This window comes from Streptomyces sp. NPDC031100 (assembly GCF_055570785.1).
Map to the genome: position 1 here is coordinate 740,293 of NZ_JBVIGN010000004.1, position 17,599 is coordinate 757,891.

Consider the following 17,599-nt stretch of genomic DNA (forward strand, 5'->3'; position numbering starts at 1 on the left):
ACGGCCCGTCCCCCGGGGATACGGGGACGGGCCGCGGCGGTGTACGGAGTGAGAGGCGTCAGCTGCCGCTGTTCGTCCCACGGCGGCGCATGCCGAGGTAGACCGCGCCACCGCCGACGACGACCAGGGCGCCCGCGACACCGGCGATCAGACCGGTGTTGGAGTTCGCACCGGTCTCGGCGAGGTTCGAGTCACCGGCCGCCGGGGAGGGCGCGTTGCTCGGGGTGCTCGCCGGGGCGGAGCTGCTCTCGGAGTCCGACGGGGTCGGGGTCGCGGACTCGGCCGGCGTGGACTTGGACGGGGACGGCGTGGCCGGCGGCGTCGGAGTCTGGGACTCCTCCTTCTTGCAGGCCGTGGACGGGGTCACCAGGTCGGGCTTGATGTCCTTGTCGACCTGGTCGCCGGCCTTGACGTGGATGCGGTAGGTGACGGTCGGCTTCCAGTTCTCCTGGAAGGTCACCGTCGTGCCCTCGGCGGAGCCCTTGATCTCCTGCGGCTTGCCCACCTGCTTTTCGATGCCGGCGGGGTTCTTCGAGAACACGGTGATGGTGGCCGGGGTGCCGGAGCCGTCCTTGTCGGTGACGACGATGGTGCCCTTGTTGCCGTCGCACTGGGCTTCGGCGGAGAACTCACTGATGTCGCAGGCGAGTGCGTGGCCGGCGACACCGAGGGCCAGCGCGGCGGAGGCGGAGGCAACACCCAGGATGCGCACGGAACGGCGTGCGCTACGGCGGGTTATGGACAACGTTTGTCCTTTACAGAGTGCAGTGCTGCGGGGGGTTGAGGGGGAGACGGGACGAGGATGAGGTGACGCCCCAGCACCCCCAGGAGGCTCACAGGTTTATAAGCGCTCCATAAGAGTGTCAATGCGTGGGCCTGCCAACGCCGTTGGCTTTGCCTGCTTATTAACCACCGAGACGTTTCAATGCCTCGGGAGCCTGCTCGATCCGGTCAACGAGGGTGATACAGGACTCCGTTGACCGCCCCGCGAATTCGTGAAGGTGGCCCGGAGAATTTTCCCAGGAGATTTCTTCGTACGGCCCTCAGCGGGCGGGCGGCAGCGCGGCCAGGTGGGCGATCACCAGGGCGAGCGGGGCGTACACGGCGAGCAGGGCGGCCGAGCGGACGGCGGCGGCACGGCGCAGCACCGTGGCGGGAGCGCCGAGGCGCAGCAGGGCGGCGGTGGTCTCGGACCGGCACTGACGGGCCTCGACGGCCGCCGTCAGCAGGGTCGCCACCGTGCAGCAGGCGACGACGAGCACGCCGAGGGTGGTCAGGGGGCCGAAGGTGGGGGCGGGACCGCCGTACAGGGTGGTCAGGGCGTAGGCGGCGGACGCCACCGCGCAGACCACGCCGAGGGGGCGGCCGATCCGGGTGGACTCCGCCATGAGCACCCGGCCGGCCAGCAGCCTGAGGGCGCCCGGACGGACGGCCTGCAGGAGGAGCCCGCACAGGTGGGTGAGGCCGGGGGAGGCGAGGACGAGCCCGACGGCGGTGAGGATCCAGCCGATCAGCACGGTGAGGGCCTCGACGGGCAGGGCGGTGAGGGAACGGCCGGGGGCGGAGCCGCCCGCGTACGCCTGTACGGCGAGGCCCGCGGCGACGACGGCGATGCCCCAGGGGAGGCCGGCAGGCGCTTCGCGAGGAGGCGGCAGGGTGGTGGGGGAGTCGGCCCGGTCCGCGTCCGGGGCGGCGGGCTCGGGGTCGGCTGCGCTCCCTGGCGCCGACGGATTGCCGTTCGCGCCCACTTGTGCCGCTCCAGCGGCACGACTTCCTGCGGGCTGACGGGACGGTTGCACGCCGTCTTCGGCCGCGGCGCCCGCCGGGTGCGGATCGCGGCTCACGGCACGCCACCGCGCACCGAACCTGCCGTACGCCCCGAAGGTCTCCCCGGCCGCCGCGAGGCCGTACGCCCCGAAGCGGCCGTACGCGCGGCCGGCCCGGGCCCGCGGGCGCCGGTCCCGGGGGCGCAGCGCCACGGCCACCGTCGCGGAGGCGGACCCCGGGACCAGGGCCAGCAGGGTCAGGGCCGCCGGCACCGGGAGGGGCTGGTCCGCGGCCAGGAACTGGGCCGCCGCGCCGTAGAAGGGCATGCCCGTCAGGTCGCCGCGCAGGTGCAGGAAGACCAGCAGTGCCAGCAGCGAACCCAGGGCGCAGGACAGGGCCGTCGTCACGGCGCAGATCGCCATCAGGCGGGCCGGGCCCAGGCCGACGGCCGACAGGCCCGGGCGGGGTCGGGTGCCGGGATCCGTGCGGGCCACCGCGAGCGCGAAGTACACCGTGGCGGCGAGCGGGACCACGCACCAGGCCAGGCGCAGCGCGGCCGCACCCGGTTTCTCGGGGTGGCCCAGCGCGTAGCCCAGGGCGCCGAGCAGGAGGAAGCCGGTGCCGCCCGAGGCGGCGGCCACCAGCAGGCGGCGCAGCTGGACGGCGGGCCGGGCCGTGCGGGTCAGGCGGAGAGCGAGCACGCGGCCCGGCCTTCCGTCTCCGGGATCTCCGGCAGGTGCACGGTCCGCACGCGCCGCCCGTCCAGCAGGGAGACCGTGCGGTCGGCGAGGGCCGCGGTCTGGGGGTCGTACGTGGCCAGCACGACGGTGATGCCGTGCGAGCGGGCCGCGGAGGTGAGGGTGCGCAGCACCTGGGTGCGGTCGGGGCGGTGCAGCGGGGCCGTCGGCTCGTCCGCGAAGACGACGGTGGGCGCGGTGGCGAGCGTGCGGGCGATGCAGACGCGCTGGCGTTCGGCCTGCTGCAGCTGGTGCGGGCGCTTGCGGGCCTGGTCGCCGACGTCCAGCCGCTCCAGCCACTCCAGTGCGGCCACCTTGGCCCGGCGGCGGCCGGTGCCGCGCAGCATCAGGGGGAGCGCGGCGTTCTCCCAGCTGTTCAGCTCCGGTACGAGCATGGGGGCCGGGTCGATCCAGCCGAACCGGTCGCGGCGCAGCTGCTCTCGGGCCGGCGGCCCCAGCGTGTGCAGGGGCACACTGTTGAACCAGACCTCGCCGCGCGTGGGCAGGACCAGACCGGACAGGCACCGCAGCAGCGTGGTCTTGCCGCTGCCGCGCGGGCCGTTGACGGAGAGGATCTCGCCCACCCGCACTTCGAGCGAGACCCCGGCCAGGCCGGGCGAGCCGTCGTGGTGCCTGAAGTGCAGGGAGCGTGCCCACAGCAGGTCGTTGTCCGGCGGGGCCTCCATGGGCGTACACCTCGTTCTGATCCGTTTTCCCGTGCCTGTTCCCTCGTCCGGGGGAACGAAGGCTGGGCCGATCGGTCACACGAACGCTAGGCAGCCGTCACCGGGAGGCCGGACAGCACACGGCCCCGGGCCGCCGTTCCCACTCGAACGGACGGCACCGGGGCCGGGTTGATCAGCCGGTCGGATGATCGAGTCGCTGCTGACGGATCAGAGCTTCGTCCACGCCTCCGTGAGGGTGGCCCGCAGGATCTGCTCGATCTCGTCGAACGTCTCCTGGTTGGAGATCAGCGGCGGGGCGAGCTGGATGACCGGGTCGCCGCGGTCGTCGGCACGGCAGTACAGGCCGTTCTCGAACAGCGCCTTGGAGAGGAAGCCGTACAGGACGCGCTCGGTCTCCTCCTCGTTGAAGGACGCCTTGGTGTTCTTGTCCTTCACCAGCTCGATGCCGTAGAAGAAGCCGTTGCCGCGGACGTCGCCGACGATCGGCAGGTCGTGCAGCTTCTGCAGGGTCTGCAGGAAGGCGCCCTCGTTGTCCAGCACGTGCTGGTTGAGGTTCTCGCGCTCGAACAGGTCGAGGTTGGCGAGACCCACCGCGGCCGACACCGGGTGACCACCGAAGGTGTAGCCGTGCAGGAAGGTGTTGTCGCCCTTGTAGAACGGCTCGGCGAGGCGGTCGGAGACGATGCAGGCGCCGATCGGGGAGTAGCCCGAGGTCATGCCCTTGGCGCAGGTGATCATGTCCGGGACGTAGCCGAACTTGTCGCAGGCGAACGTCGTGCCGAGGCGGCCGAAGGCGCAGATGACCTCGTCGGAGACGAGCAGCACGTCGTACTGGTCGCAGATCTCGCGCACGCGCTGGAAGTAGCCGGGCGGCGGCGGGAAGCAGCCACCGGCGTTCTGCACCGGCTCCAGGAAGACCGCGGCGACGGTGTCGGGGCCCTCGAAGAGGATCTGCTGCTCGATCTGGTCGGCGGCCCAGCGGCCGAAGGCCTCGGGGTCGTCGCCGAAGATCGGGGCGCGGTAGATGTTGGTGTTCGGCACCTTGTGCGCGCCCGGCACCAGCGGCTCGAAGGGGGCCTTCAGGGCCGACACACCGGTGATGGACAGGGCGCCCTGCGGGGTGCCGTGGTAGGCGACCGCGCGGGAGATGACCTTGTGCTTGGTGGGCTTGCCGACCAGCTTGAAGTACTGCTTGGCCAGCTTCCAGGCGGTCTCGACCGCCTCGCCGCCACCGGTGGTGAAGAAGACCTTGTTCAGGTCGCCCGGGGCCTCGTTGGCGAGGCGCTCGGCCAGCTCGACGGCCTTCGGGTGGGCGTACGACCACACCGGGAAGAAGGCGAGCTCCTGGGCCTGCTTGAGGGCGGTCTCGGCGAGTTCCGTGCGGCCGTGACCGGCCTGGACCACGAACAGGCCGGCGAGACCGTCGAGGTAGCGCCTGCCCTTGTCGTCGTAGATGTAGGTGCCCTCGCCCCGGACGATGGTCGGGACGGGGGAGTTCTCGTACGAGGACATGCGGGTGAAGTGCATCCACAGGTGGTCGTACGCGGTGCGGCTGAGGTCCTTCTGGGTCACGGTTATCGGGTTCCCCACATATAGGTCTGCTTCTTCAGCTTCAGGTAGACGAAGCTCTCGGTGGAGCGCACCCCGGGCAGGGCCCGGATGCGTTTGTTGATGACGTCCAGCAGGTGGTCGTCGTCCTCGCAGACGATCTCGGCGAGGATGTCGAACGAGCCCGCGGTCATCACCACGTACTCGACTTCCGACATGGCCGTCAGCGCCTCCGCGATGGACTCGACATCGCCCTCGACGTTGACCCCGACCATCGCCTGCCGGCGGAAGCCCACGGTGAGCGGGTCCGTGACGGCGACGATCTGCATCACGCCCTGGTCCAGCAGCTTCTGGACGCGCTGGCGCACGGCCGCTTCGGAGAGGCCGACGGCCTTGCCGATCGCGGCGTACGGCCTGCGGCCGTCCTCCTGGAGCTGCTGAATGATGGCGAGGGAGACGGCGTCCAACTGGGGACTTCCGCCGTTCCTGGACTCGCGGGACGAGTCCCTCTGGTCTGCGCTTCGACTGGCCACGACCTCACTGTGCACGACGTCTCGACAGTTTCGCAAGGCCCCAGCGATGAAATTCGTTGTTTTCAAGACCGAGACTTGCGGATTTCGCAGAACTGGTGCCAGTGGGGGTGTTGAAAACGTGGACGCGACGACTAGGGTTGGGGTGTCTCAGCGATTGGACAGCCGGAGAGGCCGGCCACGCTGTACAGCTCGAACCCTCGAACCAGATCAGGAGGCCGGCAGTGAGCACCGAGCTGCGTCGTCTGCGCAACTACATCGACGGTGAGTTCCGGGACGCCGCCGACGGACGGACCACCGAGGTGGTCAACCCCGCGACGGGCGAGGCGTACGCCACCGCTCCGCTGTCCGGACAGGCGGACGTCGACGCCGCGATGGCGGCCGCCGCCGCGGCCTTCCCGGCCTGGCGCGACACGACCCCGTCCGAGCGGCAGAAGTACCTCCTGAAGATCGCGGACGCGTTCGAGGAGCGCGCCGAGGAGCTGATCGCGGCCGAGGTGGAGAACACGGGCAAGCCCACCGGGCTGACCCGCTCCGAGGAGATCCCGCCGATGATCGACCAGATCCGCTTCTTCGCGGGCGCGGCCCGCCTGCTGGAGGGGCGCAGCGCCGGCGAGTACATGGACGGGATGACCTCGATCATCCGCCGTGAGCCGGTCGGCGTCTGCGCCCAGGTGGCGCCCTGGAACTACCCGATGATGATGGCCGTGTGGAAGTTCGCCCCGGCGATCGCGGCGGGCAACACGGTCGTCCTGAAGCCGTCGGACACGACCCCCGCCTCCACGGTCCTGATCGCCGACATCATCGGCTCGGTCCTGCCCAAGGGCGTCTTCAACGTCATCTGCGGCGACCGTGAGACGGGTCGGCTGATGGTCGAGCACTCGGTGCCGGCGATGGCGTCGATCACCGGCTCGGTCCGCGCGGGTATGTCCGTCGCCGAGTCCGCCGCCAAGGACGTCAAGCGGGTCCACCTTGAGCTGGGCGGCAAGGCGCCGGTCGTCGTCTTCGAGGACACCGACATCGCCAAGGCCGTCGAGGACATCTCCGTGGCGGGCTTCTTCAACGCCGGTCAGGACTGTACGGCCGCCTGTCGTGTCCTGGTCCACGAGTCGATCCACGACGAGTTCGTGGCCGCGCTGGCGAAGGCGGCCCAGGACACCAAGACCGGCCAGCCGGACGACGAGGACGTCCTCTTCGGCCCGCTGAACAACCCCAACCAGCTCAAGCAGGTCGAGGGCTTCATCGAGCGGCTGCCCGCGCACGCGCGCGTGGAGGCCGGCGGCAAGCGCGTCGGCGACAAGGGCTACTTCTTCGCGCCGACCGTGGTCTCCGGCGTCAAGCAGGACGACGAGATCATCCAGAAGGAGGTCTTCGGCCCGGTCATCACCGTCCAGTCCTTCCGTGACGAGGACGAGGCCGTCGCGTGGGCCAACGGCGTCGAGTACGCCCTCGCCTCCTCGGTGTGGACCAAGGACCACGGCCGCGCGATGCGCATGTCCAAGAAGCTCGACTTCGGCTGTGTGTGGATCAACACCCACATCCCGCTGGTCGCCGAGATGCCCCACGGCGGCTTCAAGAAGTCCGGCTACGGCAAGGACCTGTCGGCGTACGGGTTCGAGGACTACACGCGGATCAAGCACGTGATGACGTCGCTGGACTCGTAGGAGTCCAAGAGCCTCAGGGCTTGTCTGCGCGGCCCCGGACGGGTTCACCTCCCCGTCCGGGGCCGCGTGTTGTGTCGTACGGCTTTGTCGTACGGCTGTGTATACGGCGCTGATCGACAAGGTGTCGGGTACCGTCCGGTGGGCTCGACGCAGCGTCGATTGTCCGTGCGCGGGGCGGCACGGCATCCTGCCGTGGTGCCCCAGACATCCTCGCTTCCGCGTCCCGTCTCCCGCCGTTCCCTGCTGCGCGCCCTCGGTGGCACCGCCGCGCTCGGCGGACTGGCCGGCTGCGGGGTGCCCGCCGCCTACGTCGAGCCCGGCGACCGTGCCGTGACCGACGAGTCCGCCGCCGACAAGAAGCTGACCTGGGCGAACTGGCCGCTGTACATCGACACCGATGACGACAACCCGAACAAGCGGCCCACCCTCGAGGCCTTCGAGAAGCGCACGGGCATCTCCGTCGACTACGTCGAGGAGATCAACGACAACGACGAGTTCTTCGGCAAGATCAGCCCCGCGCTGATGAACCACCAGTCGACCGGCCGCGACCTGATCGTCATCAGCGACTGGATGTGCGCGCGGTTCGTGCGGCTCGGCTGGGTCCAGAAGATGGACCGCGCTGAGCAGCCGAACGTGGCGCAGTACCTGGACCCTCTCCTGCGCTCCCCGGCCTTCGACCCGGGCCGCCGCTACACGGTGCCGTACCAGTCGGGCATCACCGGGATCGCGTACAACCGCAAGAAGCTCGGCCGCGAGATAGGCCGGGTGTCCGACCTGTGGGCGAAGGACCTCAAGGGCCGCGTGACCCTGCTCTCCGGCCTGGACGAGGCGTTCGCCCTGCTGATGCAGGGCAACGGCGTCGACATCACGAAGTGGACCGCGGACGACTTCCACCAGGTCTGCGACCAGGTCGAGCGCGAGGTCCACCGGGGCCAGATCCGCCGCTTCACCGGCAACGACTACACCAAGGACCTGGTCAGCGGCGATGTTCTCGCCTGCCAGGCGTACTCCGGCGACGTCATCCAGCTGCAGGCGGACAACCCCGACATCCGCTTCGTCGTCCCCGAGGAGGGCGCCGAGCTGTGGTCGGACTCCCTGATGATCCCCAACCGGGCCCGCCACAAGGCCAACGCCGAGCGCCTGATCGACTACTACTACGACCCCGAGGTCGCGGCGAAGCTCGCCACCTGGGTCAACTACGTCTGCCCGGTCCCGGCGGCCAAGGAGGTCCTGGCCGCGTCCAAGGACGAGGAGACGGCCGCCCTGGCCGGCAATCCCCTGATCTTCCCCGACGACACGATGCGCGAACGGCTGAGGATCGCCCGGGACATCACGTCCACGGAGCGGGTGGAGTTCGCGAAGCGGTGGAACAGGATCGTGGGGCTGTAGAGGCCTACTTGAGGCCGCTGAGCATGACGCCGCGGATGTAGTACTTCTGCAGCAGCAGGAAGAGGAGCAGGACCGGCAGGATGCTCAGGACGAGGCCGGCCATGACGATGGGCATCGTGCGGGTCGGGTCGACGTAGTCCTGCAGGAGCTGGATGCCGACGGGCAGGGTCATCACGTCCGGGTCGGCGGTCGAGACGAGCAGCGCCCAGATGTACTCGTTCCAGGCGTCGACGAAGGTCAGCAGGCTGAGCGTGACCATGACCGGCTTGGTCTGCGGCACGACGATCCGCCACCACACGGTGAACTCGCCGGCCCCGTCGATGCGCGCCGCCTCGAGGACCTCGTCCGGGATCGAGACCATGAACTGGCGCATCAGGAAGATCCCGAAGCCGTTGACTAGGAACGGCATCGCGAGCGCCACGATGCTGACGGTCAGGCCCGCGCCGCCGCGCCCGAACAGGTCGTTGCCGCCCGCCAGCGGCCAGTGCACCAGGATCAGGAAGCGCGGGACGAAGAAGAGGAACGGAGGGAACATCATCGTCGACAGCACCAGGCGGAAGACGAAGTCCCGGCCGGGGAAGCGGAGTTTGGCGAGCGCGTAGCCGGCCAGTGACGACGTGAGCAGCACCGATCCGGTGATCACGCCGGTGGCGATGACGCTGTTGCGGAAGAGCAGCGGCAGATCCAGCTGGTCGATCGCCGCCCGGTAGTTGGACAGGTCGAACGCCTCGGGCAGGAACCGGTACGGCAGCGTGCCGGCCTCGCCGGGCCCCTTGAAGGACGTCATCACCATGTCGAGGAACGGCACCACCGTCAGCACGGCGCCGGTGACGACCAGCAGATACGACAGCCACGGGAATCGGCGGCGGGTCATGCGTCCTCCCCTTTGCGCCGGAAGGTCCACAACTGCACCAGGGTGACCACGAGGACCACCACGAACAGTACGAAGGCGGCGGCGCTCGCCGTGCCCCAGTCGCCGTAACTGAAGGCCTGCCGGTACATCTCCAGCGCGGCCACATTGGTCGCGTCACCCGGCCCGCCCTTGGTCATCACGATGATCAGCGCGAACGACTGCAGGCCGGTGAGGAACTGGGTGATGCACACGAACAGCAGGGACGGCCGCAGCAGCGGCAGCGTGATCCTCCGGAAGACGGTGACGGGCCCGGCGCCGTCGAGCGCGGCGGCCTCGTAGTAGGAGTGGGGAATGGACTTCAGGCCCGCGGTCAGGACGAGGATCGCCGAGCCGACCGACGCCCAGGCCTGGACGACCACGACCGCGGGCAGCGCGGTGTCCGGGTCCTGGAGGAATGCCACCGAGCCGAGACCGAGGGCGTTGAGGACGCCGTTGACGAGGCCGCCCGGCTCGTACATGTACTTCCATACGTTGCCGACGGCGACGACGGTCGTGACGATCGGCAGGAAGTACAGGGTGCGCCACAGCCCCTGGAACCGCAGCTTGTCGATGCAGGTGGCGACGAGCACGGAGCCGGCGAGCGCGAGGGCCACGGTGCCCAGGGCGAACAGCAGCGTGTTGGTGAGGATCGGCGCCAGGAACGTCGATCCGTCCGCGAAGAGGCCGGTGAAGTTGTCCAGGCCGACCGGATCGATGTCGCCGAGCCTGAACCCGGCCCAGCGGGACATCGACAGCAGCAGCGCGAAGCCGAGCGGCAGGAACAGGAAGACCGAGTAGAACAGCAGCGTCGGTGCCAGGAAGAGGTAGGCGACGACGGTCTGGCGACGCCGGGTCCGGTCGCGGCCGTCGACGGCAGGCCTGGCGGGGAGCGGGCTGTGCGCCGCCCGATCGGTCGGCTCCGGAGTCAGCGTGTTCACCATGAGCGCGCCACCTCCTGATCGACCTGACGGCGGATGGTGCGCAGTGCCTCGTCGACCGACTGCTGACCGGTCCACAGCGCCTCGATGTTCTTGCGCAGCAGCGACTTGGCCTGCTGGGCGCCCGGCACGTTCGGCTCCGGTACGGCGTACGCCAGGGCATCCAGGAACGGGCGCAGGTTGGGATCGCCGCCCTTGCCCACAAGCGTCCGCATGTCGTCGGCGCGGCCGGTCAGGGAGCCGACCGACACCTGCAGGGAGCTCATCCGGGTCGCTGTCGCGCCCTTCACGCTCACCTTCTCGGTGTTCAGCCAGCGCAGGAACTCCCAGGCCTCGCGCGGGTGCCTGCTCGCGGTGTTGACCCCCAGCATGAAGCCCGTGGAGAGCGTGGCGCGCCTGTCGTCCGCCTCGGGGACGGGCACGGGTGCGACGCCGACATCGCGGTAGTCCTTGCCCATCAGGGGTTTCAGGCTCCCGGTCCACCAGCCGGCGCTGACCACCATGGCCACCTGCCCGGACGGGAACGCCTTGTAGACGTTGACGCCGGGGGCGCTCGCGCCTCTGGCGACGAGACGGTGCTCCAGATCGAACACGGCCCGGCCGGCCGGCGAGTCGATGGCGGTGCTCCTGCCGTCCGCGGAGACGAACCGTCCGCCGGCGGCGTTGAGCAGGGCGAGGGTCTGGCCGACGGTGGTGGAGTCGTCGTAGGCCGACAGCCCGAAGCCCTGGACCAGTGTGTTGCCGTACGGGTCCCGCTTGGCGGTGCGGTAGGCCGTCTCCTCCAGCTCCCGCCAGGTGCGCGGAGGGCCGTCGATGCCGGCCTCGTGCAGCAGCCGTTTGTTGTAGTAGAGGGCGTACGTCTGCACCTCGGTGGGGTAGCCGTAGACCGTGCCGCCCACCGACGCGGCGCCGACCGCGGCCTCGCCGTAGCCGCGCCTGATCTCCTCGGCGTGCTCCGGCGGAGCGGGCCGCAGGACGCCGGCCCGGACGAGCTGGCCGTTCCACAGGCAGTACGGGTGGAGGATGTCGGCGCCTTGGCCCGCGGCCTGCCGGACCATGAACGTGGTCAGCAGGTCCGTGAACTCGACAGCCTTCGTTTGCACCTTGACCCGGTCGTGCGTGGCGTTCCACGCGTCGACCGGGCCCTGCAGGGCCTCCTTGAGCTCCCCGCTCGCGTAGTGGGAGAGCAGGGTGAGGACGATCGGATCCCCGGGCCGCCCGGTGCCCTGGTGCGGCCCGGCGCATCCGGAGGCGAGCAGCGCCGAGGGGAGCGCGAGGGCGAAGTGACGGCGGCTCAGGCCGCCGCCGGTGCGTCGTGACGGCGTCATCCGGCAGCGGCCTCCCGGCGCATCACGCCGAACAGCCGGGTCGTGGTGAAACCGGCCTTGCGGTACAGGTGGCCCGCCGGGGACTGCTCGCCGGTCCACAGGAACCACGCGGAGTGCGCACCGCGGGCCCGCATCCGCTCCAGTACCAGGTGGAGCAGGACCTTGCCGAGTCCGGTGCCGCGCATCTCCTCCAGCACACCGAACGGGCCGAACCGCTCGTCCACCGACTCGTACGCGCCGTGCATCGCCCAGCCGACCAGCCGGCCCGAAGGGTCTCGGGCGACGACGATCCGGTCGAGCGGCGTGCCCGCGGCCAGACACTCCCGGATCGCGCGCGCCCAGTCCGGGTTGAAGCAGTTCCCGGCGAGCGCGACCAGGTCCACCAGGTCGTCGTCGGACGGGGTGGCGAACCGGTAGCCCTGTGCCGTCAACTCGTCCAAGCGGTACGCGGCATCCTCCGGGAAGCGATAGCCGACCAGAGCGCGGTCCATCGCCGCTGCCTCGTACAGCGTGCGAAAGCCCAGGGACTCGAGGAGTCCTGCCGCTTCCGGGTACGCCTCGGCGTCCAGGCCGGGCAGGACGTAGTTCGGGGTGTATGCGGAGAAGTCCACCCGGGTGCGGCCGTGGCCGTGCAGCCAGTCGAGGGCCTCGGTCAGCAGCCGACGGCCGAGGCCGCGCCCGCGGGCGGCCGGGTCGACGAAGAAGAACGGGATCCAGCCCTGCTCCGGCTCCAGGTCGGTGCCGTACATCGGGGTCAGACGGCGCACCGCGTAGGCGGCGCCGACGACACGGTTGCCGTCGACGGCGACCCGAAGCCCCTCCGGATCGAAGTTGGCGTCGAGCAGCACCAGGGAGCGGAAGCGGTCCGGGGTGATGGGGTCGGCCGGCGCACTCCGGCGCCACGCCTGCACCACCTGCGGTCCGTCGCCCGCGCGAAAGCCACGGATCCCGGCCCGGGATGTCGTCGTGCGATCGGTCTGATCGGTCATCGACGGGGTTGTCCTTCGTCTCAGGGTTAGAGCAGCACGTCGTCGCCGGCCCTGGCAGGCCGATTGGCCTCCGCGTCCATGGCGCGCCGCCGGCCGTCGGCGTCGATCACCGTCAAGTCGGCGGCAACGCCCGCTACTTGGGGCACGCGCGCGGCGTTGAGCCGCCGGGCCAGTTCGCCGCACGTGAGGCCGTACCGGACGGGTATCGGGACGCGCCCGACGAAACTGGCCCGCTCCGGGTCGAGCAGCGGGCCCTCGCTGACGAGTCCACCGAGGGGATTCGGCCGGTCGGCGACCACGAACCGTACGTCCGTACGGGCCGCCGAGACCATCAGGTCGAACATCGTCCACACGTAGGTGTAGAACCGCGCCCCGATGTCCTGCAGGTCGTACACCAAGGGCGTCGACGCCGCTGTCGAGCAGCAGTTCGTCGAGGCGCTCGCCGCTGCACCGGTAGGTGTCGTCCCGGTCGTCACGGCGACGCCGTCGTCCGTGCTCATCCTGCGCCCCCGTCTGCCGGTGACATCTCCAAGCGGTGGGCGGAAATTTACTTGGATGTCCGGGAATTTTGCGCGAGGAACGCCGGAAGACCTCTGAGGGCGGTCAAGCTCACCCCACCGCATTCATCGGCCCAGCAGCAGTCCTGTCCCCGACACGTCGGCGCGGATGCCGTCCTTGTCCACCGTCACGCGCTGCAGGCGCAGGGCGCCCGCAGGTGGTTTCGGGAGCTGGAAGGCGAAGGAGAAGCGGTCGGCGATCTGGGGGCGGGTGAGCTTGGTCAGTGCGGTGAGCAGGGACAGGTCGAGGCCGAGTCGCTCGAGGAGCCTCGGGTGGGCGAGGGCTGCGTCCACGAGGTTGATGCGGGTCAGGTCGTGCAGGAAGCGCGGCGCGCCGGTGAGTTGATGGAGTCTGTCCTCGTCGTGGAGCGCGGCCCGCACCGCGCTGTCGGGGACGCCCAGACGGTGCACGATCTCCGGCACGGCCAGCATGGCCTTGATCTTCTCCGCCTCCCGGGTGAACCGGCGCGCTGAGGCGCGGGTCAGATGGAGGCCCTCGGCAGGCCCGGTGCCGGGCCGGTACGTGGCGAGGTCGCCGATGTCGAGCCGCATGCCGTCCACGGAGGTGGCGATGCCGCGCTCCCCGTCGCGCCGGATGCGGGCGTCGGCCCGTACCCGCAGGTCGTGACCCGCGAGGTGCAGCGCGCCGTGGGCCCGGACGCGGCCGGGGCCATGGGCGGTGAAAGCCACTTGCGAGGCGCCGAGTTCGCGGTTCATGTCGGCGAAGGACAGCAGGACCCGACCGTGCACCTGCTGAACGAGCGCTCCGCGCACCGTGGTGGGCCCGTCGCCGTCGATGCGTATGTCGTCCGCGGTGGCGGTGACCTGGGTCAAGGTGACCCGGTGGGCCGGGATGTCGGGGACGGTGACCCGGACCGAGTCCAGGCGCCGCGTGGCCAGCTGCGTGAGGAAGGGAAAGCCGCCGATCCGTACCTCGGGAGCGGCGGCGAGATGCAGCTCGTCCTTGAGCCGTTCGGAGGCCTTGTGTTCGGCGTAGAGCAGCGCCCAGCGGTCGGCGAGGGTGACGAGGCAGGCCAGCGTGAGTGCCCAGGCGAGGACTTTGACCACGGTGGGCAGGCCGGTGGCGCGGTTACGACGGCGGCTGCCCCGCCTGTGGTTGGGCGGGGCCCAGGGCTCGTCGGTGTCATCGTCCCGCGGGGCCGGCGTGCTGTCCTCGGTGAGGAATTCGTCCAGCGGATGGTCTGCCAGCGAGGCCAGTTCGTCGTACGGATTACGGCGGGGCGGAACCCCTGCGGTGGAAGGCCCGTCCGACTGGGCAGGGTGATGCGTCTGTATGTGGGGGGTACGCATCGGTAGATTTGATCATATAGTCACACCCATTTCGCAAGTCCGACCTGAAGTTAGGCGAGAAATCGGTCACTTCACGGCCGGTACTCAGCCCCGCAGGACCTGCCGCTCTGGCCGACGCGGCGTCCGAACTCGTTTTGAACGCGTTCAAATGTTGGCGTACGCTCCTGTCATGAGCGACAGAGCCGCCCTGCTCAAGGGCATTCGCGCCTGGCTGGTCTTCTTCGTCGTGTGCCTCGTGCTGAGCGGTACCACCGCCTTCCCGCTGGTCCACGAACTCCGCTGGACCGAGGGTGCGTTGCGGGCGCTGTCCGTGCCCGAGCACCTGCCCGGACTCATGGCGTGGATCACGCGGGTGCGGGAAGGACTCGACACCGTCGACGCCAAGTACCCCTTCGTGCTGTACGGCACCGACTGGCTGGCCTTCGCGCATCTCGTCATCGCGGTCGCCTTCTACGGGCCCTACCGGGACCCGGTCCGCAACATCTGGGTGGTCGAGTTCGGGATGATCGCCTGCGCCGGGATCATCCCGCTCGCGCTCGCCTGCGGACCGGTCCGGGGCATCCCCTTCGGGTGGAGCCTTGTCGACATGTCGTTCGGTGTGTTCGGCATCGTCCCGCTGTATGTCGTACGCAAGAGGATCAAGCGGCTGGAGGCGCTGGGTGGTCCCGTTTCGTGAAACCCGCCTGCGACCGCCATGGGGCCCGGATCTCCGGGCCCCATGGCGGTCGTGCATGCGCGAACGTCGTCACGGCTTTCCCCCGTCGGGCCGGTCCTGCGCGATCGGCCCGCGCCGCTGTCAGTACTTGGAGGGGATGAAACAGAAGTCGGCGTGGCTGACCGTGGGGAGGCCGCCAGGGACGAGCGGGGAGACGAGGTCTGAGTCCAGGTCGATGCCGTTGGGGAAGCCGTTGGCGGCGTTGTAGATGTAGCGGTTGGCGTTGGGGCCGCCCTTGACCGTGACCTGGCTGACGGCGATGGTGTTCGGTTGGGTGATGTTGAACGCGACCGCAGTGGCCTGGTTGCTGAAGGTGATGGTGATGTGGCCACTTCCGTCGCCAGGGATGCTGATGTCGAACGCCTGAACGTTGCCGTCCGCGGGATCCACACTGAGTGCCGGCGTGTTGTCCGGGCAGATCTTGGCCGGATTGTCGTCCACGGGGAGGGGCGGCACCGCCGCGGCCGATGCGGGGCTGGCGGCGATGCCGAGGGCCACGGCCGTGGCCACGCCGGCACAGGCGAGCCGCGCTCCCCATCTCGGCCTTCGCGACTGTGTCTTCGATCGGGTAGTCACTCGCATGACGAGCATTCCTCCTGGTTGCTTGGGTCCCAGACCTCGGGCGCCTGATCTCGCCCTCGCGGACTCTCGTGCCTATTCCGTCGAGAGTTCGAGTGCTGGACGTCTGTCCGTGTTTGGGTGCCCTCAACATTTCCACGGTGCGGCGGCGGCGCGCTTTACGACTCCATTTCCTAGACCATTCGAGGCCTATAAAACGACCGGAAAGGTCAAGCCGGTCCGATAAAATGACTGAGGTTCCCCCGGGTGCTTCCCGGCATGCTGCCGGCGGGTGACACGGTGGTCGGTCCCGGCCGGGGAACTATCTTGGGAATGTGTGTATTCAGTATCGTTTGCGGCGCTTTCGTCAACCGCTCGCTCACTGACCGCCCCTGTCGCACTTCCACCCCGGGATGTTCCATGCGTCTGAGGACAAACACGACAAGGCTTGTCGCCACGGCCTCCACCGTGGTCTTTCTCGCTGCCGTTCCGCTCGCGGCCGCACACGGCTCGCCGTCGCGCGGCGAAAAGACCCTGACCGCTGCCCCTCTGACGACCTGGCAGACCAATGGCATCGTCTGGTCGGTCGCGTACGCACGCGGTGTCGTGTACGTCGGCGGCACCTTCGACCGCGTCCGCCCGCCGGGCGCGAAAACCGGTCAGAAGGAAGTCGCGCGGAAGAATTTCGCCGCGTTCGACGCCGTGACCGGCAAACTGCTGCCCTGCGCCCACTCCTTCTCGGAGGCCGAAGGGACCGTACGGGCCCTGAAGGCGTCGCGTGACGGAAAGGTCCTGTACGTCGGCGGATCGTTCGGCAAGGTCGACAAGACCGGCGTGGCCAGCGCGGTCGCGCTCAACACGGCCGACTGCTCGCTGCGCAGGGACTTCCACCCTGCGGTGTCGGCGACGGTCCGCGCCATCGACACGACCGACACCACGGTGTACCTGGGCGGCGACTTCACACTCGTCGACAGCAAGGAAAGGAAGCGCATCGCCGCGTTCACCCCCAGCGGCTCACTGCTGCCGTTCACAGCGGACATCGATGAGCCGGTCCACGCCATCATGGCAGTTCCGAAACGCGGCAAGGTCATCGTCGGGGGTGAATTCCACCGGGTCAACGGCGAGAAGCAGCAGGCCCTGGTGGCCTTGGATCCCTCGACCGGTTCGACCGTGACCTCGTATCCGGACTGGCTTCCGGAAAGATCGTCGGTGAAGTCGCTGGCAAGGGACGACACCAACTTCTATCTGGCCGCGGAGGGCAGGGGAACGGGTATCTTCGACGGTCGCATCGCCGGTAGTCTGTCCGACGGCAAGATGGTATGGAAAGACATGTGCCAGGGCGCCACTCAGGCCGTCGTCGTGCACAAGGGTGTTCTCTACAGCGCATCCCACGCCCACTTCTGCGGCGTTACGCCGGGCGGATTCCCCGATGGACGCCGTCGGCATTTCCTGGCCCAATCGGTCAACGACCGGCGCATTCTGCACTGGTTCCCCGACACGGACGACGGGATCGGTGAGGGAATCGGCCCCCGCGCGCTGGTGATGGCCAAGGGGATCCTCTGGGCGGGCGGCGAATTCACCACGGTCAACGACAAACCCCAGCAGAGCTTGACGCGCTTCGCGGCCGGCCCGAAGGACAGCGCCCCCATGGGGACGCCCCGGCTGACGGCCCAGAGCCCGAGCGCCGGCAAGATCACGCTCACCTGGCAGGCCACCTGGGACCGGGACAACGCGCAGCTGACGTACCAGATCTACCGCGACGGCGTCCGCGTGGCCTCGCCGAAGAAGCGGTCCACCGACTGGGACCTGCCGGGGATGACGTACACGGATTCAGTCACCCCTGGCTCCCGCCACCGCTACACGATCGCCGTCACCGACGGGAAGAACACCACGCATCGATCGCTGCCGGTGGCCGTGACCGCGGTCGCCCGGTAGGGAGGCGACGGGAGAGCGGTCAAAAAACCGTTATCCGGCCACCGCCGGGCGCGTC

General features: G+C 69.5%; 16 protein-coding genes. 4 read left to right on the forward strand and 12 right to left on the reverse strand.

What is annotated here, in order from left to right:
* Nucleotides 1-58 precede the first annotated feature (58 nt).
* From ACZ5DS_RS15310 to ACZ5DS_RS15330, 5 genes are all read right to left on the reverse strand, one after another.
* Nucleotides 59-745 (reverse strand): LAETG motif-containing sortase-dependent surface protein, encoded by a 687-nt coding sequence (locus ACZ5DS_RS15310; protein WP_468237929.1) that lies wholly within the window; start codon nt 743-745, stop codon nt 59-61.
* Nucleotides 746-1,043: 298 nt separating this feature from the next.
* Nucleotides 1,044-2,468 (reverse strand): hypothetical protein, encoded by a 1,425-nt coding sequence (locus tag ACZ5DS_RS15315; RefSeq protein WP_468237931.1) that lies wholly within the window; start codon nt 2,466-2,468, stop codon nt 1,044-1,046.
* Complete coding sequence (locus tag ACZ5DS_RS15320; RefSeq protein ID WP_468237935.1) at nt 2,450-3,190, reverse strand: ABC transporter ATP-binding protein; 741 nt, start codon at nt 3,188-3,190, stop codon at nt 2,450-2,452. Before ACZ5DS_RS15320 ends, ACZ5DS_RS15315 begins: the two co-directional genes overlap by 19 nt.
* A 207-nt stretch (nt 3,191-3,397) precedes the next feature.
* Entirely contained in the window at nt 3,398-4,762 is a 1,365-nt protein-coding gene (locus ACZ5DS_RS15325) for an aspartate aminotransferase family protein (protein WP_468237938.1), read from the reverse strand.
* A gap of 2 nt (nt 4,763-4,764) precedes the next feature.
* A complete protein-coding gene (locus tag ACZ5DS_RS15330) occupies nt 4,765-5,286 on the reverse strand; it encodes an Lrp/AsnC family transcriptional regulator (protein WP_468237940.1) in 522 nt (173 codons plus the stop codon).
* A gap of 206 nt (nt 5,287-5,492) precedes the next feature.
* On the opposite strand from ACZ5DS_RS15330, the gene ACZ5DS_RS15335 reads away from it, so the two are divergent.
* Both ACZ5DS_RS15335 and ACZ5DS_RS15340 read left to right on the forward strand, forming a co-directional pair.
* Entirely contained in the window at nt 5,493-6,932 is a 1,440-nt protein-coding gene (locus tag ACZ5DS_RS15335) for a gamma-aminobutyraldehyde dehydrogenase (RefSeq protein WP_468237943.1), read from the forward strand.
* A gap of 195 nt (nt 6,933-7,127) precedes the next feature.
* The gene (locus ACZ5DS_RS15340; RefSeq protein WP_468237946.1) at nt 7,128-8,321 is read left to right on the forward strand and encodes an extracellular solute-binding protein; all 1,194 of its coding nucleotides are present in this window, start codon (nt 7,128-7,130) and stop codon (nt 8,319-8,321) included.
* A gap of 4 nt (nt 8,322-8,325) precedes the next feature.
* On the opposite strand, the gene ACZ5DS_RS15345 is transcribed toward ACZ5DS_RS15340, so the two are convergent.
* The 6 genes from ACZ5DS_RS15345 to ACZ5DS_RS15370 form a co-directional block, all read right to left on the reverse strand.
* Nucleotides 8,326-9,195 carry a carbohydrate ABC transporter permease gene (locus tag ACZ5DS_RS15345; RefSeq protein WP_468237949.1) on the reverse strand — a complete coding sequence of 290 codons (870 nt, stop codon included), beginning with the start codon at nt 9,193-9,195 and terminating at the stop codon, nt 8,326-8,328.
* Nucleotides 9,192-10,154, reverse strand: a complete 963-nt coding sequence (locus ACZ5DS_RS15350) for a carbohydrate ABC transporter permease (RefSeq protein WP_468237952.1) — start codon at nt 10,152-10,154, stop codon at nt 9,192-9,194. The genes ACZ5DS_RS15345 and ACZ5DS_RS15350 overlap by 4 nt, the downstream gene beginning before the upstream one ends.
* The gene (locus ACZ5DS_RS15355) at nt 10,148-11,479 is read right to left on the reverse strand and encodes an ABC transporter substrate-binding protein (protein ID WP_468237954.1); all 1,332 of its coding nucleotides are present in this window, start codon (nt 11,477-11,479) and stop codon (nt 10,148-10,150) included. The genes ACZ5DS_RS15350 and ACZ5DS_RS15355 overlap by 7 nt, the downstream gene beginning before the upstream one ends.
* Complete coding sequence (locus ACZ5DS_RS15360) at nt 11,476-12,468, reverse strand: GNAT family N-acetyltransferase (protein WP_468237956.1); 993 nt, start codon at nt 12,466-12,468, stop codon at nt 11,476-11,478. The genes ACZ5DS_RS15355 and ACZ5DS_RS15360 overlap by 4 nt, the downstream gene beginning before the upstream one ends.
* 26 nt (nt 12,469-12,494) lie before the next feature.
* Nucleotides 12,495-12,968: an exo-beta-N-acetylmuramidase NamZ domain-containing protein gene (locus ACZ5DS_RS15365; protein WP_468237958.1), complete on the reverse strand. Its 474-nt coding sequence runs from the start codon at nt 12,966-12,968 to the stop codon at nt 12,495-12,497.
* Between the two features lie 123 nt (nt 12,969-13,091).
* On the reverse strand, nt 13,092-14,336 hold the full coding sequence (locus ACZ5DS_RS15370) for an LmeA family phospholipid-binding protein (RefSeq protein WP_468237961.1): 1,245 nt from the start codon (nt 14,334-14,336) through the stop codon (nt 13,092-13,094).
* Between the two features lie 169 nt (nt 14,337-14,505).
* Between ACZ5DS_RS15370 and ACZ5DS_RS15375 the strand changes: the two genes are divergently transcribed.
* A complete protein-coding gene (locus tag ACZ5DS_RS15375) occupies nt 14,506-15,012 on the forward strand; it encodes a hypothetical protein (protein ID WP_468237964.1) in 507 nt (168 codons plus the stop codon).
* A gap of 120 nt (nt 15,013-15,132) precedes the next feature.
* Here the strand turns inward: ACZ5DS_RS15375 and ACZ5DS_RS15380 are convergent, their stop codons facing one another.
* Nucleotides 15,133-15,561 carry a hypothetical protein gene (locus ACZ5DS_RS15380; protein WP_468237967.1) on the reverse strand — a complete coding sequence of 143 codons (429 nt, stop codon included), beginning with the start codon at nt 15,559-15,561 and terminating at the stop codon, nt 15,133-15,135.
* Between the two features lie 315 nt (nt 15,562-15,876).
* Here ACZ5DS_RS15380 and ACZ5DS_RS15385 point away from each other — a divergent pair, with 315 nt between their 5' ends.
* Nucleotides 15,877-17,544: a PQQ-binding-like beta-propeller repeat protein gene (locus ACZ5DS_RS15385; RefSeq protein WP_468237970.1), complete on the forward strand. Its 1,668-nt coding sequence runs from the start codon at nt 15,877-15,879 to the stop codon at nt 17,542-17,544.
* Nucleotides 17,545-17,599 lie beyond the last annotated feature (55 nt).